The following is a 15,570-nucleotide window of genomic DNA, read 5'->3' as shown; positions in this document are numbered from 1 at the left end:
CGGCCCCAGTCTCGTGCGATCTCCATGATCCCAATCGAGCATCGGCAACCGGTTCTGCGGTCCGTGCGCACGCTGGCAAGCGACAGCCTTTTCCACGGCGAAACGGAAATCGGGATCGAGCATCGCGGTTCGCTTTACCGGTTGAAGATCACCCGCCAGGGCAAGCTTATTCTCAACAAATAAGCTTCACGCATCTGCACAAACGAAAAAACCGCGCTGTGTGCGCGGTTTTTTCGTTTTCGAGCAGGGACCAGCGATGTCTCAGCTGGCCTTCTTGAGTTCGGCAACGGCAGCGGGCTTGTCGCTGAGTTCCGGCAAACCGAGTCGACGGTGAATGTCGCTTTCGGGTGTGGCGAGACTTGCGATCGAAACGCCCGCCAGAACCTCGAAGAAGGCGCCGAGTGCGCGGCGCAGCGAGGCGTTCAAGCCGCAGCTGTCGATCAGCGGGCAGTCCGAGTCGGCATCGAAGCACTCCGCCATTGAGAAGCCTTCTTCCGTCACACGCACCACATCGAACAAAGTGATGTCGGTAGCCGGCTTGGCGAGCTTTACGCCGCCATTGCGCCCGCGAACTGTGGTGATGAAGCCATGTTCCACGAGCGGTTGCAGAATTTTGAACAGAAACAGCTCGGAAACATTGTAAGAAGCAGCGATCTCGGGAATCCGGCTGAGGCGACCATCATTGGCCGCGCAGTACATCAGGATCCGGATCGCGTAATTGGTTTGTCGTGTCAGACGCATCGGACGTTCCCGCTTCGTGTGTTCTTACTATGCGACCTAGTTTAGAATTATTCCAGAGAAAAAACTGCGACGTGCTGTCTGCTTGAAAATTATGTTGCAATGCACAATATGAGGGGTGTCGGGCCAATCGCTCGGGGAGGACCCCTGTGGAGCTGACATGACTTCTGCCTCATCCGCACCTTTAACCTTTCCGGGCGTGATACGCCAGTTGCGGCCTTCGGATCGTTGCCGGTTCAAGGAGCATCTGCTGCGTCTGGATGGCGAAAGCCGGCATGACCGGTTCAATGGTGGAACGTCGGAAGGCTTTGTCGCCGCCTATGCGGATCGCTGCTTTGGTGAAGGTGCAACGGTCGTTGCCTATGTGGAAGACGATCATGTTCTCGGTGCCGCCGAACTGCATGAGCGGCCGGAGTTCGAGATCCCCACTGGCGAAATCGCGTTCAGCGTCGAGCGCGACCTTCAACATCATGGTCTAGGTCGACGGCTGTTTCGCCGCATCATCGGCCATGCGCAGGCGCTCGGCTATATTCAGCTCAAGGTCACGACTCATCCCGGCAATGTCGCCATGCGCCGGCTTGCGCGCTCGTTTGGTGCGCATCTGCGCTTCATGGACGGCGAAACGACCGGCACGGTGGTGCTGTCGCCAGTGGAAGAAAGTGCGCTGCCCATCATTCTGACCAGCCAGTCGGGCGAACAGCCGGTACGCGAATTTGCCTGAGTGACAGACGAACGCTGGTTCTGAGCCTCCATGTGCCTACATGGCAGGACATGACAGGCATGATCGACCAGCAGCGAGCGGCTTGATGGTATCGGACGCTCCCCTTTTCCAATCTGCAACAGATGTTGAAAAAGCGCGTGCCTTGCGGCGCGTGAAGACGGTGGCGACGGCAGCGCTTGCGCTTTGTGTCCTCGTTTTCGTGCTGTGTCGCATCTATGCCGATGTCTCACCCGTGCTGGGCTTTATCGGCGCCTTTGCGGAAGCCGCCGCGATTGGCGGGCTGGCGGACTGGTATGCGGTGGTGGCGCTGTTTCGGCATCCGCTGGGATTGCCGATCCCGCATACGGCGATCATTCCATCGAATCAGACCCGGATCGCCGACAATCTCGGCCGCTTCATCGAAACGAACTTCCTTGCTCCCGGCCCGGTGCGCAAGAAGCTGCAGGAGGTCGACTTCGCGGCGCTTGTCGCGGACTGGCTGTCTGATTCGAAGCGCTCAGAAGGCTTGTCCGAGTTCGTCGCACGATTGATGCCGAAGATGCTGGCTGCGGTCGAGAACACTGGTCTGCGCGGTTTCCTGCTGAAGCGCGTGACCGACCAACTCGAGAAGATCGATGTGGCGCCGCTTGCGGCGGATCTGCTTTCGACCTTCACCGAACAGCGCCGGCACCAGCGTTTGTTCGACGAGTTGATCGGCATGCTGGGCGGCTTTCTGACAGATGATGATGCACAGGATGCGTTGCGCGACCGCATCCGCAAGGAATTGCCGACGCTGGCCAATTTCTTCCGCGCCGATGCCTATCTCCTGAAGAAGATCGTGCATTCGGGTGCGAGCCTGATCGACGACATCAAGGCCGATGACGACCATCCGATGCGGCATGAGTTCGACCGCTTCGTTGCGGGCTTTATCGACAATCTCCGCAACTCGCCCGATTACCGCGAGCGCGCCGAGGAGCTGAAGCGCAACCTTCTGGCGCGGCCTGAGCTGGCGACCCTGGCCGACGGGCTGTGGAAGGAAGTGCGGGGCTTCATCGACCGGGATGTGGGGGCGACCGAATCGATGCTGCGGACGCATTTGACGGGCATCTTCGTGGAAGTCGGCCGCAGCCTTGCCGACGACGCCAATATTCGCCGTGACATGAACGAGGGCTTCGTGGTGGCGCTTGCTTCCTTCGTGGAAAGCCAGAAGAGCGGCGTGTCGACCTTCATTTCCGAGCAGGTTCGCAGCTGGGATCTCGGTCAGCTGACGCAGGTGATCGAGCTGAATATCGGTCGCGACCTGCAATATATCCGCTTCAACGGCATGGCGATCGGCGGGCTGGCCGGCATCGCGCTGCACACGATCGACGTGCTTTTTCTCAGCTGACCGGCCTTTGCCTTCGTGCCCGCGCGACTTAGGTTAACGAGAGGTAAGCTGTTTAAAGGGAGGAGATCATGGTGCAGCAACCGACTTCGGACTCGATCATCGACATGTTCACGCGGCTGGGACAAACGCTTCCCATTCCCAACTTCGATGTGGATCGGATTATCGCCCATCACCGCCGCAACCTCGAAGCGCTGGAGCAATCTGCCCGCGCGACGGCAGAAGGCACTTCGGCGCTGATGAACCGCCAGCGCGAGATGCTGCAAAGCATGATCAGCCAGGCGACCGAGAATGCGCGCGGCATCAAGATGCCGAGCTCGCCGCAGGAAATGATGACCAGCCAGGTCGATCTGGCGCGCAAGGCTTTTGAAGCGGCGGTGGAGAATGCCGGCGAGCTCGGCACGATCATGCAGCGTTCCGGCTCGGCCTCCGTCGACATCCTGCGCGAGCGGATCAAGACGGCGATGAACGAGCTGCAGGACGGCTTCAACAAGCCGCAGGGTTCCACCCCGCCACCAACGCAGCAGGTTTAGCGGCCGTTATTCCGCGTCGGGCTGCCGGCTTGGATGCGCGTCGATGAAGGCGCGCAGCTTGAGGCACTCGTCGACGATGCGGGTGATGACGGGATAAGGAGCCATATCAACCTGGTAGCGCTGGTTGTTCACGACCTGGGCGACCAGGCAGATGTCGGCCAGGCCCGGCGTGTCGCCATGGCAGAAGCTGCCGGTTTCCGGGCTGGTGGACAGCAGCGTTTCCAGAGGCTCGAAGGTTGCGCGCACCCAGGTCGCGAACCAGTCGGCGATCTCGGCGTCATCGACGTGATAGCGCTCGCGCAGTGTGTCGAGGATGCGGAAGTTGTTCACCGGATGCAGGTCGCTGGCGATCATCTGCGCCAGCATGCGCACGCGCGCGCGGCCGAAAGGATCCGACGGCAGCAGCGGCGGGGTGGGGCGGATTTCGTCCAGAAATTCGATGATGGCCAACGACTGGCCGAGCACCGTGCCGTCCGGCCACACCATCGTTGGCACGAGACCTTGCGGGTTCATCGCGAGATAATCCGGCATACGCGCGCCGCCGGCGCGGATGGCGCGCGCGACATAGGTGAAGCTCATGCTCTTCATCGCCAGCGCGATGCGCACGCGGTAGGACGTCGAGGAGCGGTAATAGTTATGCAGGACGATCGGCAGCATGGCGACACCGTTGATATCGGCTCCGTCTAGGCCGCGCTCCGGGGCGTGTCGAGCCTGACGCATGCGCGCATGCCCATTTTGACGCAAAGCTGTTCCACTTCGGACACCGCACCGAAATTCGTGCTTCTGTGCGCGAGCATTGCGGTTTAAGTCCAACAGCAGCACGACATCAGGGAATGGGGAGGCATCCATGCCGAAGACGATGAAGGGTCCGGGCATCTTTCTTGCGCAATTCGTGGGGGATGCCGCGCCGTTCGATACGCTGCCGAACATCACGAAATGGGCGGGCGGGCTCGGCTACAAGGGCGTGCAGATCCCTTCGGGTGAAAGCAAGCTGTTCGATCTGCGCAAGGCGGCCGAGTCGGCTGATTATTGCCAGGAGGTGAAGGGCATCTGCGCCGGGGGCGGCGTCGAGATTACAGAGCTTTCCGTGCACACGCAGGGGCAGTTGGTGGCGGTGCACCCGGCCTATGACGCGCAGTTCGATGCGTTTGCGCCGCAGGAGGTGCGTGGCAACCCATCCGCGCGGCAGGCCTGGGCGGTGGAGCAGATGAAGCTCGCGGCCAAGGCGTCGCGCAATCTTGGGCTCGATACGGTGGTGGGGTTCACCGGCGCGCTGGCCTTTCCTTACCTTTATCCCTGGCCGCAGCGCCCGGAAGGGCTGATCGAGGAAGCGTTCGGGGAGCTTGGGCGACGCTGGAAGCCGATCTTGGACATCTATGAAGAGCACGGCGTCGATGTCGCCTTCGAACTGCATCCGGGCGAAGACGTGTTCGACGGGGCGACCTTCGAGATGTTTCTGGATGCGGTCGGCGGACATAAGCGTTGCGCGATCAACTACGATCCCTCGCATTTTCTGCTGCAGCAGCTCGATTATCTTGCCTTCATCGACCTTTATCATGAGCGCATCCGCGCCTTCCACGTGAAGGATGCCGAGTTTAATCCGGATGGGCGGCAGGGCGTTTATTCCGGCTACCAGCCCTGGATCAATCGCGCCGGACGCTTCCGCTCGCTGGGCGACGGGCAGGTGGATTTCACCGGCATCTTCTCCAAGCTGGCGCAGTACGACTACGGCTCTTGGGCGGTGCTGGAATGGGAATGCTGTTTGAAGCACCCGGAAGATGGGGCGGCGGAAGGGGCGCATTTCATCGAAAACCACATCATCCGCGTGACCGAAAAGGCATTCGATGATTTTGCCGGCGGCAACACGGATCTCGCGGCGTTGCGCAAGATGATGGGGATCGCCTGAGCCATGGTGGAGCCTGACAACAAGCCGATCCGCCTGGGCATGGTTGGTGGCGGGCAGGGCGCCTTTATCGGCGGTGTGCACCGGATCGCGGCGCGGATTGACGGGCAATTCACGCTGGTGGCGGGTGCGCTGTCGTCCGATCCAGAGCGGGCACGGACTTCCGCAGAAGAGCTCGGCATTGCCGAAGATCGCTCCTACGCTTCCTTCGCCGAGATGGCCGAGGTCGAGGGGGCGCTGGCTGATGGCATCGAGGCGGTGTCGATCGTGACGCCGAACCATCTGCATTTCCCGGCTGCCAAGGCGTTTCTGGAAGCCGGCATCCATGTGATCTGCGACAAGCCGGTGACGTCGAACTTGGCTGATGCGAAGACGCTGGCGGAGATCGCTGAACGCTCGGGCAAGCTGTTTGTGCTGACCCACAACTACACCGGCTATCCGCAAATCAGGCAGGCGCGGCAGATGGTGGCCGATGGCTTGCTGGGCGACATTCGCGTCGTGCAGGCGGAGTATCCGCAGGACTGGCTGACGGAAAAGGTCGAGGATTCCGGCGCCAAGGGTGCGGTGTGGCGCACCGATCCGGCACAGTCTGGCGTTGGCGGTTCCACCGGTGACATCGGCACGCATGCGTTCAATCTCGCGCGCTTCGTGACCGGGCTTGAACTCGATGCACTGGCGGCCGATCTCGACGCCTTCGTTGACGGCCGCGCGGTGGACGATAATGCGAATGTCATGCTGCGCTTCAAGGCGCAGAACGGCGTTGCGGCCAAGGGGATGCTGTGGGCGAGCCAGGTCGCGCCGGGTAACGAGAACGGGCTGCGGCTGAGGGTTTATGGCACGAAGGGCGGGATCGAGTGGTTCCAGGCCGATCCGAATTACCTCTGGTACACGCCTTTCGGCGAGCCGAAGCGCTTGCTGACGCGTAACGGTGCTGGGGCTTTGCCGGCTTCAACGCGGGTGAGCCGTATCCCGGCAGGGCATCCCGAGGGCTATCTGGAAGGGTTCGCCACGATCTATGCGGAGGCTGCGCGGGCGATCAAGGCTGCGCGTGGAGGACGCCAAGGTCCCGCCGAGGTCGTGTTCCCGACAATCGCGGATGGCGTAGAAGGTGTCGCCTTCGTGGAAGCCTGCGTGCGCTCGTCGCAGAATGATGGCGCGTGGACGAAGCTGGATCTCTGATCTCGCGAAGGCCGACTCGAACCGGCCTCCTATCGGATCATTGCTTCGCAGTGATCACGCGTCGAGCTTGATGATGAGCGGCAGGTCATCATTGGCCGAGTCGCGCATGGAAGCGAGGCTGCGATTGTCGAGGAGGTCAGACATGGCCTGGCGCACTTCCAGCATCATGTGACGGACCTGGCACGTCACCTCATCGCAATCGTCGCAGCGCTTATACTGCGTGCGGCTGGCGCAGGCGATCGGCGCCAGCGGACCGTCGAGCACGCGGATGACATGGCCGATCTTGATCTCGGTCGCCGGCTTCGCCAGCCGGTAGCCGCCATCCTTGCCCTTGCGGCTCAGAAGGAAGCCGGCATTGCGCAGCTCACCCAGGATTGCTTCCAGGAACTTCTTCGGAATGTTGTTGGCCACCGCGATGTCATTGACGAAAGCGAGTCGGCCGACGGGCATCTGCGCCAGATAGATCAGCGCCTTCAGCCCGTACTTGCCTTTTTTGGTCAGCATGGAATAACTACAAGTTGAGACCGGAGCCGGTCTGCAGAGAATGTCCCGCTTCGTTCCTAGGCAGGGATTGTGTCAGGAACAATTCCTAAGCGATTGGACCAGCATCAATTTTTATCGCCGGGGTAAACAGGTCACACACATTCCGTGATCTCCCATTCCGGGAATGCTCAGGATTGCTGCACGCAAGACGATGACGCGACGCCGCGACATCCGGTATGATGGGTCATGAACGAAGCCAAGCCTGCCCAAAACTATGCGCCGCGCTTTGCGGTGGCGCCGATGATCGACTGGACTGATCGGCACTGTCGCTTTTTCCATCGGCAGCTGAGCACGCATGCGCTGCTTTATACCGAGATGGTGGTGGCGGATGCGGCGATTCATGGGGATCGGCAGCGTTTGCTGCGATTCGATCAGGTCGAGCATCCGCTTAGCCTCCAGCTTGGCGGATCGGACCCGCTGAAGCTCGCGGAAGCCGCAAGGATCGGGGCGGGGTTCGGCTATGACGAGATCAATCTCAATGTCGGCTGTCCGTCCGACCGCGTGCAATCCGGCACCTTCGGCGCCTGCCTGATGAAGACACCGGATGTCGTTGCCGCCTGCGTGGAAGCGATGCGCGAGGCCGTGGACATTCCGGTGACGGTAAAGTGCCGGATCGGAGTGGATGATCAGGATCCCGAGCCGGCTCTGGATGCGATTGCCGATCGCGTGTTTGGCGTGGGCGCGGATGGGCTCTGGGTGCATGCGCGCAAGGCGTGGCTTCAGGGGCTTTCGCCTAAGGAGAACCGGGAAATTCCGCCGCTGGATTATGACCGCGTACGGCGCTTGAAGGCGCGACTGCCTGAACGCTTCATCGGTATCAATGGCGGCATTCACTCGCTTGATGAGGCCGAGCTGCTGCTTGCGAGCACCGATGGCGTGATGCTTGGACGTGCGGCGTACCAGACACCCGGCCTGCTGGCTCAGGTCGACAGCCGCTTTTATGGCGCGCAGGCTGAAGTTGCCGATTACGATGCCATCTTCGCGGCCATGGCGGACTATGCCGACCGGCATATCGACTCGGGCGGACGGTTGTCTCACGTCGCGCGGCACATGGTTGGGCTGTTCCATGGTTTGCCCGGTGCCCGGCGCTATCGGCAGATCCTGTCGAGCGATGCGACCAAGCCGGACGCGCGGTCGGAGGTTCTTTGGCGCGCGCTCGGTGAGGTCGACCGGTCTGCGGCGCTGGCTTCCGTCGCTGCCTAGGGCCGGCGCGGTTTACATCGCTGACGTTCGGCTCTAGCGCTTCGCAGGGGCGGAGCTGGCGGATCATGGTTTCCATCGAACAATTGGTGGTTTTCGCAGGTGCCATCGCGCTTGGCGGCGTCGTGTCCGGCTTGCTGGCCGGCGTGTTCGGCATCGGCGGCGGGGCGGTTCTGGTGCCGGTGTTCTACCAGGTGCTGGCCATGCTCGATGTCGATGAAAATGTGCGCATGCATGTGGCGGTCGGCACGTCGCTTGCGATCATCATCCCCACGTCGCTACGATCCTATCAGGGGCATTTGAAACGTCGCGCGGTGGACAAGGCGCTGTTGAGGAGCTTCCTGATACCAGTGCCGGTCGGCGTGTTGCTGGCCTCGCTGACGGCGGCGTATATTTCGTCTGAAGGCCTGCGCGTGATCTTCACGTTGATCATGGTGGCTGTCGGCTTCAAGCTTTTGTTCAATCGCGACAGCTGGCGCCTCGGCCGCAAGATCCCGACGGGGCCTGTTCGCGCGCTGGTCGGGGTCGTGATCGGCTTTTTATCGACGCTGATGGGGATTGGCGGCGGCATCATGAACAACACCTTCATGACGCTCTATGGCCGCTCCATGCATCAGGCGGTTGCGACGTCGTCAGGCGTCGGCGTGTTGATCGCGATACCCGGCACGATCGGTTATATCTGGGCGGGCTGGGGTGATCCGAACCTGCCGCTGGGATCGACCGGCTTCGTCAACTGGATCGCCTGTGCGCTGATCATTCCGATTGCGCTGGTCGTGACGCCCTATGGCGTGCGGATCGCGCATGCGCTAAAAAAAGCGGCATCTGGAGATCGCCTTCGGCTTGTTCGCGCTGGCCGTCTCGGTTCGCTTCTTCGTCAGCCTAATTTAGTCGCGCAGCACCATGCGGTCGCCACGCACATCATAGCCCGACAGGGTGCCCATGAAGTTCATGCCGAGCAGGCTTTGGCTCAAGGCGCCGGGTTGAGCGACGAGGATCGGCAGAGGCCCGCGTTCGATGTTGCCGATGGCGATGGTCTGGGCGCGAGCGCGGGCAGCAACCGTGACGCCGTTGGCGGTGGATACCGGGACGGTGAAGTTTAGCGCCTCCACATCGAGGCCGATCGAGCGGGCATCTTCCACCGTGAGCACGGTCATGCTGGCGCCGGTGTCGACCATGACCTGGACGGGCTTGCCGTTGATCGCCGCGCGGGCCTCAAAGTGGCCGCTGCCGGTTTTCTCCACGGTCACGGTGACATTGCCTTCGCTGTCGGTGACGGACAGCGGACTGCCCGGAACCAAGCCGGCAGTGACGCGGCTTGCGATATCCTGCAGCTCGTAGCGGTAGGTGTAGCCTGTCGTCAGCGCGAGCAGGATGAAGAGCCAGGCCGCGATGTTGCGGGTGACTTCGCCAAAGGAAGGGCGCGAGGCGACGATGCCGGCGGAGATGACGGTGACGAGAAGGCCGGCGGTCAGGATGTTGGCGAACTGATCGTTTTCGAGGCCGAAGGTTCTGCCCGCATCGTGGTTGAACACGAGCAGGAGCAAGCCGGCGGCCAGAACGGCAAGGACAATCCAGAGAAGCTGCGGTGGGCGGCGCATGCTCAGCTCAAGCCCCGTTCGCGCGCCATACGGGTACGGCGGGTTTCGCGGCGCGGTTTGCGCTCGACGGTTTCGAGGCGTGCCGGCAATGTGGCCATGACGGCGCGGCGCTGCTCGGGCGTCATGGTGAGCCAGTCGGAAATCTCGTCGCGCGTGCGGCCGCAGCCGAAACAATAGCCGGTCTTCATGTCGATCGAGCAGACGAGAATGCAGGGCGATTCGATAGGGGTCATGCGCGGGCCGAGTTTGCCTGACCCACATGGGACGAACACCTTGCCAATGCAAGCCGGGAAGGTTTATCGCGGCCTCACGACCGTGCGATCGCGGTCAGGAGACGCCATATCATGACCAGTGCCCTTCCTTTCGACGACTTCCGTGCTTTGCTGCGCGACATGCCCGAAGCCAATGCCTTCGCGGCCAACCGGGTGCGCGAGCGGATCACGCAGCTGGGCGCGGCGGGTGCGGGGCTTGGGCGGCTCGGCGAGATCGCGGAATGGCTGACGACCTGGACCAGCCGGCCGCCGGTGGTGAACCGACCGTTGATCGCGCTGTTTGCGGGTAATCACGGGATTGCGGCGCAGGGACTTGGTGCCGAGGCGATCGCAGATACGGCAGCCATGGTGGAACATTGCGCTGCCGGCGGTGCTGCCGTCAGCCAGGTTTGCGGTGCGAACGATCTGGGCTTGAAGGTGTTCGACCTCGCGCTGGACGTGCCGACAGAGGATTTTACCGCCAGTGCTGCGTTCGACGAGCGCGGCTGTGCGGCGACGATGGCCTTCGGCATGGAAGCCGTGGCGGGCGGCTTCGATCTGGTAGCGCTGAGCAGCTTCGGCGTGGGTGGTGAGTTGGCGGCGGCTGCCGTGGTGACCGCTCTGCAAGGCGGCAAGGCTGACGACTGGATCGTGGCCGAAGGTGAGATTGCTGCGCGTCAGGCGCAGGTCATCGACGCGGCGCTGGCGTTTCATGGAGCGGGCAACCTTCGCGACCCGTTCGAGGTGCTGCGGCGGGTTGGCGGGCGCGAGATCGCGGCGATGGCGGGGGGCATCATCGCTGCGCGCACCGAGCGCATTCCGGTTCTGCTCGATGGCTATCCTGCACTGGCTGCCGCAGCCTTGCTGCAGGCGGTAAATGCGGATGCCGTCGCGCATTGCCGCGTCGCGTCCAGCATCGGCCAACCGGCAGCGGATCGCTTGGCCGGTCTGTTGAGCGGCGCGCCGCTGCTCGACCTTGGCGCCAGCCAGCCGGGTGTCGCGGCGTCGCTCGCCGCCATCCTGGTGCAATCGGCCGCACAGGTGTTTGGCGGTGTGCGGGCTTTACCTACCGCGTAAGAAGAAGCCGTAGCGACGGTTCGACCATCGAGCCGTGGCTCTCGTTTGGCATGGGGTGAAGGTCGACGCTCAGGCCCTCGATCTTGGCCATGCGTTCGGCGACATCCTTGCCGTTCGGGCCGCCGCGCAAAGCGCGCATGCGGGCGTTGGCTTGCGTCGATACGTCCTTGCGCTCAGGGCGCACGCCCGAAGTGATGATCGTCAGGCGCTCGGCTTCCGTTCGTGGCGCGGCCTCGAAGGCGTCGAGTTCGCTGAGGATGGCGCTGTTCTTCCACCAGATTGACGGATCGGCCGCGACATAGGTGGCGAAGGGCCAAGTGTGGTCGAACAGCATGCGCAGAGCCGCCATGCCGCTCAGTGAGTGGCCGAACAGCGTCGTGTCCGCCTTGTCGATGCGATGCCGCTCCAGCACGCCGGGCAGAATTGTGCCCTTCAGCATGGCGGTGAAATCATCCTGACCGCCGGCTTGCACCAGTCCGCCGGATCGCGACTCTGGCAGCAGTTCTGACGGTGTTAGCGGCGTGAGGTCGAAATAGCGGCGCTTCACGATCGTTTCGCGGTCATCTTCGGGATAGCCGATGGCGACAAGCAGGCGCGGGCGGCCGTCTTCCGCCGCGATCCTGGCTGCGATCGGCAGCATCTGGTTGCCATCGAGAAGTACCACTAGGGGATATCCATCAACCGGCTCTTCACCGATAGCCAATTCCCAGATGCGGTAGGTGCGATCGTGGCTGGTGATGTCGATCGCGACCGGTTCGGAGGCGATCGAGGGGGAAACAAGCAGGATGCTCATTGCGGCGGCTGCCAGCGACAGGAGGGGGCGGAAGAGGGGCATGAGGGCACCGTGACGTCTCGCGCGTGCCATTCCGCATGGCAGTGCAACCCACGAGAGTGCGGCTAGGCGGAATGGCAGGTTGTGGGATGGCTGGGCTGGTGGCCGCGAGAAAGCGGCGCAGGTTGGCTGTTTGTGCTTCTACTGCCGGCGTCCGCCGACGGCAACCGTGGCAAGTGCGGGCATGGGCTCGATCACACGCGAAGCGGGGAAAGTCGCGACGACCTCCGTGCCTTCGCGCAGCTTGGATTGCAGATCGAAGGTGCCGCCGTGGATTTGCACCAGGCCCTGGACGATCGGCAAACCGAGGCCGGTGCCTTGCTCGGCGCTCTTGATGGCGATCGCGCCTTGGCCGAAGGCGGACATGACGACGGGCAGCTCGTCGGGTGGGATGCCCGGGCCATTGTCCCTGATGGAGAGATACTGACCGCCGCCTGCCGTCCAGCCGACACGGACGCGGATCTCGCCGCCGCTTGGCGTGAATTTCACGGCGTTGGACAGAAGGTTCAAGGCGATCTGTCGGATAGCGCGCTCGTCCGCGTAAAGTCGGGGCATGTCGCGCTCGAACTCCTTGGTGATGCGGATGTCCTTGTTGCTGGTGCGCAACTCCATGAGGTGGCAGCACTCGTCCACGATGTTGGCGAGCGTGACGGCTTCCTCGTTGAGCTGGTAGCGGCCGGCCTCGATGCGGGAAAGGTCGAGGATTTCGTTGATCAACTCAAGCAGATGCGTGCCGGAATCATGGATGTCCTGCGCATAGCCGCGATAGGTCGGGTTCGGTAGGGGGCCAAGCACCTGCGTGGCCATGACTTCGGAAAAGCCGAGAATGGCGTTGAGCGGCGTGCGCAGCTCGTGGCTCATGGAGGCAAGGAAGCGACTTTTGGCGAGATTGGCTTCTTCGGCGCGGCGGCGGGCTTCGTCGGACATCGACTTGGCCGTTTCCAGTTCCGCGATGAGGGCGTCCTTCTCGCTGCGGAAGGCCAGCAGCATCACGGCGGAGCGGTTAAAGTTGCCGGCGACATAGGTGAAGAAGGGCAGGGAGATGGCGAGCAGGATCACCATCAGCACGTCCACTGGTGACCAAGACGGCGCGCCGGCGGCGGCGAAGACAGCGACTGGCAGGGCGAAGGTCGCGACCAGAGCACCGCGAAGCGCCGAAGCGATGATGGCGGTGACGGCGATGGCGAGCAGCAGGATCACGGCCTTGACGACCGGGAACGGCTCAAAGCCGCAGGCATCGCATTGGACGTAAACGAAATAGACCCAGCCGATGCCGCTGACGGCGTGGCCGAGCAGGAAAATCTTCGACCATTTGCCCAAGCTGAGCTCGTTGACGGGCGTGCGCTCGACGCGCCGCGCGACCAGCGCCAGCACGGCGTAGCCCAGCATGGTCAGGGGCGCCCATAGCAGCAGGTCGATGTTCATGCCGGCAAACAGACCGGCGGCGGCGATCAGCACCACCAGCAGCGGCATGGCCACCACCGTGTTGATCATCGCATGGGCGTGAAGCTTCAGGAGTTCGCGCTCAAAAGCGGGCGAGCCGACTTGCTCTGCCAAGCGATCTCGCGTGCGGCGGATCGCCCGCGCAACTTCGCTGTTGCGGCTGGGCTTGGTGCGATCCACAATGATCTTGTCAGCCGAAGCCGAGCGCTGCACCGCCATTGAACCCGCAACCAAACACTAACAACTATCCTTAATGGCAGACTAAGCGCGAATGATTAAGAACCCCTTCCGGCGGGAGGACTTGCTCGCGCACCGAGAGAGCGCCGGGTGTGATGCAGGAGGAAAAGCATGAAACTGTTTGATGGCGGCCGTGCGCCCAATCCCCGACGCGTGCGTATCTTTCTGGCGGAAAAAGGGGTCGAGGTTCCGCTGGAAGAGGTGGACATGAGCGCGATGGGACACAAGTCGCCTGAGGTGACGGCGCGCAACCCGCTGCAGCGTTTGCCCGTGCTGGAGCTCGACGATGGGACCGTCATCACCGAGTCTGTGGCTATCTGCCGGTATTTCGAGGAGCTTTACCCGGAGCCTGCTTTGTTCGGCACTGGCGCGGTGGGCCGTGCGGTTGTGGAGATGTGGCAGCGCCGTATCGAGCTGAACTTGCTGAGCGCTGTGCAGGCTGTCTTCCGCCACACCCATCCTGCGATGAAAGACTGGGAAGTGCCGCAACTGCCCGAATGGGGTGAGATCAACAAGCCCAAGGCGCTCGAGTTCTGTCGCTTCCTGGATGCCGAGCTGGCGCAACGCGACTTCATTGCCGGCGACAGCTATTCGATTGCGGACATTACGGCGCTGGTGGCGGTGGACTTCATGAAGCCGGCCAAGATCGCGGTGCCGCCGGACTGCGCCAACCTGCTGCGTTGGCATGAAGCGGTTTCAGCAAGGCCCAGCGCGCAAGCTTGATCGAAACACCTTCCGAACTGGGACAACTGATTGCTACCATGAAGGTGTGCCGCGTGTGCCGCGACGCGCCTCTCGGCAAGCCCCTGCCGCATGAGCCGCGACCCATTTTCGTGGCGTCGGCTGAAGCGAAAATCCTGATCGCCAGTCAGGCGCCGGGAATCCGTGCGCATCTGTCCGGCGTGCCGTTTATGGACCCGTCGGGCGTGAGACTGCGGCAATGGCTCGGGGTCGATGAAGCCACGTTCTATGATCCCCGCAACTTCGCGATCCTGCCGATGGGCTTCTGCTTTCCCGGTCATGATGCGCAGAAGGGTGACCTACCGCCGCGACGGGAATGTGCGCCGATCTGGCGCAAGCCTGCGCTTGACCTCATGCCTGCTATCCAGCTGATCCTGGTGATCGGCATTCATGCGCATCAGTATCATCTCGGACGGGGGACTTCGATGACCGAGATGGTGCGGAACTGGCGCGCCATCCTGCATGCGAGCAGTGGTCCACGCGTGCTTCCGCTGCCGCATCCCTCCTGGCGCAACAGCAGTTGGCTGAAGAAAAATCCTTGGTTCGAGATCGAGCTTCTGCCGGAGCTTCAAGCCGAAGTGGAAAACTTGATTGCCTACTAAGCTAGTAGGAATTTAGTTGTTGCGAGCGTGAGATATTTCGGCATATTGGGGTAAATAATTCTACGGAGACCCCTCATGGACCGGCTCGACCGCAAAATTCTTCGTCTGTTGCAGGAAGACTCGACGCTTGCTGTTGCCGATGTCGCCAAGAAAGTCGGGTTGTCGACGACGCCCTGCTGGCGTCGAATCCAGAAGCTGGAGGAAGAGGGTGTCATCCAGCGCCGCGTCGCGATCCTCGATCCGGTGAAGATCAATGCCCGCGTCACGGTGTTCGTTTCGATCCGCACAGGCTCGCACAGCCACGAATGGCTGAAGCGCTTTTCCGAGGTCGTGCAGGACTTTCCGGAGGTCATCGAGTTCTACCGGATGAGCGGCGACGTCGATTATCTCATCCGTGTCGTGGTGCCTGACATCGCGGCCTATGATGCCTTCTACAAGCGGCTGATCGCGAAGATCGAGATCCGGGACGTGTCGTCGTCTTTCGCGATGGAGCAGATCAAGTACACGACCGAGCTGCCGCTGGATTACATGGTGCTGGACAAGGAGCCCGCCTCCAGCGGCGCTTGAGCTGGTTCGCGGTCACCTTTGGTCACGGCGTGGTGAGGTTGC

General features: G+C 62.3%; 18 protein-coding genes and 1 pseudogene. 12 read left to right on the top strand and 7 right to left on the bottom strand.

Going from position 1 to position 15,570, the window contains the following annotated elements; all coding sequences use genetic code 11:
• The first annotated feature begins 24 nt into the window (after nt 1–24).
• A complete protein-coding gene (hemP, locus tag IE166_RS06000) occupies nt 25–183 on the top strand; it encodes a hemin uptake protein HemP (protein WP_244641407.1) in 159 nt (52 codons plus the stop codon).
• Between the two features lie 78 nt (nt 184–261).
• Here the strand turns inward: hemP and rirA are convergent, their stop codons facing one another.
• The gene (gene rirA / locus IE166_RS05995) at nt 262–741 is read right to left on the bottom strand and encodes an iron-responsive transcriptional regulator RirA (protein ID WP_189502488.1); all 480 of its coding nucleotides are present in this window, start codon (nt 739–741) and stop codon (nt 262–264) included.
• Nucleotides 742–898: 157 nt separating this feature from the next.
• On the opposite strand from rirA, the gene IE166_RS05990 reads away from it, so the two are divergent.
• The 3 genes from IE166_RS05990 to IE166_RS05980 all read left to right on the top strand — a co-directional run bounded on the left by IE166_RS05990 (nt 899) and on the right by IE166_RS05980 (nt 3,355).
• Nucleotides 899–1,459, top strand: a complete 561-nt coding sequence (locus IE166_RS05990; RefSeq protein WP_189502486.1) for a GNAT family N-acetyltransferase — start codon at nt 899–901, stop codon at nt 1,457–1,459.
• A gap of 85 nt (nt 1,460–1,544) precedes the next feature.
• Nucleotides 1,545–2,825: a DUF445 domain-containing protein gene (locus IE166_RS05985; protein ID WP_189502484.1), complete on the top strand. Its 1,281-nt coding sequence runs from the start codon at nt 1,545–1,547 to the stop codon at nt 2,823–2,825.
• A 68-nt stretch (nt 2,826–2,893) separates the two neighbouring features.
• Nucleotides 2,894–3,355, top strand: a complete 462-nt coding sequence (locus IE166_RS05980) for a phasin family protein (protein ID WP_189502482.1) — start codon at nt 2,894–2,896, stop codon at nt 3,353–3,355.
• 6 nt (nt 3,356–3,361) lie between these two features.
• On the opposite strand, the gene maiA is transcribed toward IE166_RS05980, so the two are convergent.
• Entirely contained in the window at nt 3,362–4,012 is a 651-nt protein-coding gene (gene maiA / locus IE166_RS05975; protein ID WP_189503259.1) for a maleylacetoacetate isomerase, read from the bottom strand.
• Nucleotides 4,013–4,202: 190 nt separating this feature from the next.
• On the opposite strand from maiA, the gene IE166_RS05970 reads away from it, so the two are divergent.
• Both IE166_RS05970 and IE166_RS05965 read left to right on the top strand, forming a co-directional pair.
• Complete coding sequence (locus tag IE166_RS05970; RefSeq protein WP_189502480.1) at nt 4,203–5,261, top strand: sugar phosphate isomerase/epimerase family protein; 1,059 nt, start codon at nt 4,203–4,205, stop codon at nt 5,259–5,261.
• Between the two features lie 3 nt (nt 5,262–5,264).
• Complete coding sequence (locus IE166_RS05965) at nt 5,265–6,437, top strand: Gfo/Idh/MocA family protein (RefSeq protein WP_189502479.1); 1,173 nt, start codon at nt 5,265–5,267, stop codon at nt 6,435–6,437.
• A 54-nt stretch (nt 6,438–6,491) separates the two neighbouring features.
• Here the strand turns inward: IE166_RS05965 and IE166_RS05960 are convergent, their stop codons facing one another.
• Nucleotides 6,492–6,941 (bottom strand): RrF2 family transcriptional regulator, encoded by a 450-nt coding sequence (locus tag IE166_RS05960; protein WP_189502477.1) that lies wholly within the window; start codon nt 6,939–6,941, stop codon nt 6,492–6,494.
• A 225-nt stretch (nt 6,942–7,166) separates the two neighbouring features.
• On the opposite strand from IE166_RS05960, the gene dusA reads away from it, so the two are divergent.
• Together dusA and IE166_RS05950 are read left to right on the top strand one after the other, a co-directional pair.
• On the top strand, nt 7,167–8,183 hold the full coding sequence (dusA, locus tag IE166_RS05955; protein WP_189502475.1) for a tRNA dihydrouridine(20/20a) synthase DusA: 1,017 nt from the start codon (nt 7,167–7,169) through the stop codon (nt 8,181–8,183).
• Nucleotides 8,184–8,248: 65 nt separating this feature from the next.
• Nucleotides 8,249–9,068, top strand: a pseudogene (locus IE166_RS05950) (sulfite exporter TauE/SafE family protein).
• Here IE166_RS05950 and IE166_RS05945 read toward each other — a convergent pair.
• Complete coding sequence (locus tag IE166_RS05945) at nt 9,065–9,778, bottom strand: TIGR02281 family clan AA aspartic protease (protein WP_189502474.1); 714 nt, start codon at nt 9,776–9,778, stop codon at nt 9,065–9,067. The pseudogene IE166_RS05950 and the gene IE166_RS05945 overlap by 4 nt on opposite strands.
• 2 nt (nt 9,779–9,780) lie before the next feature.
• Nucleotides 9,781–10,011, bottom strand: a complete 231-nt coding sequence (locus IE166_RS05940; protein WP_189502473.1) for a DUF1289 domain-containing protein — start codon at nt 10,009–10,011, stop codon at nt 9,781–9,783.
• 108 nt (nt 10,012–10,119) lie between these two features.
• Here IE166_RS05940 and IE166_RS05935 point away from each other — a divergent pair, with 108 nt between their 5' ends.
• Nucleotides 10,120–11,106 (top strand): nicotinate-nucleotide--dimethylbenzimidazole phosphoribosyltransferase, encoded by a 987-nt coding sequence (locus IE166_RS05935; protein ID WP_189503258.1) that lies wholly within the window; start codon nt 10,120–10,122, stop codon nt 11,104–11,106.
• Here IE166_RS05935 and IE166_RS05930 read toward each other — a convergent pair.
• Both IE166_RS05930 and IE166_RS05925 read right to left on the bottom strand, forming a co-directional pair.
• Entirely contained in the window at nt 11,096–11,941 is an 846-nt protein-coding gene (locus IE166_RS05930) for an alpha/beta hydrolase (RefSeq protein ID WP_189502471.1), read from the bottom strand. The two genes, IE166_RS05935 and IE166_RS05930, sit on opposite strands and share 11 nt — an antisense overlap.
• Before the next feature lie 138 nt (nt 11,942–12,079).
• Nucleotides 12,080–13,600 (bottom strand): sensor histidine kinase, encoded by a 1,521-nt coding sequence (locus tag IE166_RS05925; protein WP_189502469.1) that lies wholly within the window; start codon nt 13,598–13,600, stop codon nt 12,080–12,082.
• A 129-nt stretch (nt 13,601–13,729) separates the two neighbouring features.
• Here IE166_RS05925 and IE166_RS05920 point away from each other — a divergent pair, with 129 nt between their 5' ends.
• The 3 genes from IE166_RS05920 (at nt 13,730) to IE166_RS05910 (ending at nt 15,528) form a co-directional block, all read left to right on the top strand.
• Nucleotides 13,730–14,341 carry a glutathione S-transferase family protein gene (locus tag IE166_RS05920; protein WP_189502467.1) on the top strand — a complete coding sequence of 204 codons (612 nt, stop codon included), beginning with the start codon at nt 13,730–13,732 and terminating at the stop codon, nt 14,339–14,341.
• Nucleotides 14,342–14,379: 38 nt separating this feature from the next.
• On the top strand, nt 14,380–14,961 hold the full coding sequence (locus IE166_RS05915) for a uracil-DNA glycosylase family protein (protein WP_189502466.1): 582 nt from the start codon (nt 14,380–14,382) through the stop codon (nt 14,959–14,961).
• 75 nt (nt 14,962–15,036) lie between these two features.
• On the top strand, nt 15,037–15,528 hold the full coding sequence (locus IE166_RS05910; RefSeq protein ID WP_189502464.1) for an Lrp/AsnC family transcriptional regulator: 492 nt from the start codon (nt 15,037–15,039) through the stop codon (nt 15,526–15,528).
• Nucleotides 15,529–15,570: the final 42 nt, after the last annotated feature.

This window comes from Tianweitania populi (assembly GCF_014652875.1).
Lineage (GTDB): Bacteria > Pseudomonadota > Alphaproteobacteria > Rhizobiales > Rhizobiaceae > Tianweitania > Tianweitania populi.
This window is presented reverse-complemented; position numbering and strand designations above follow the sequence as displayed.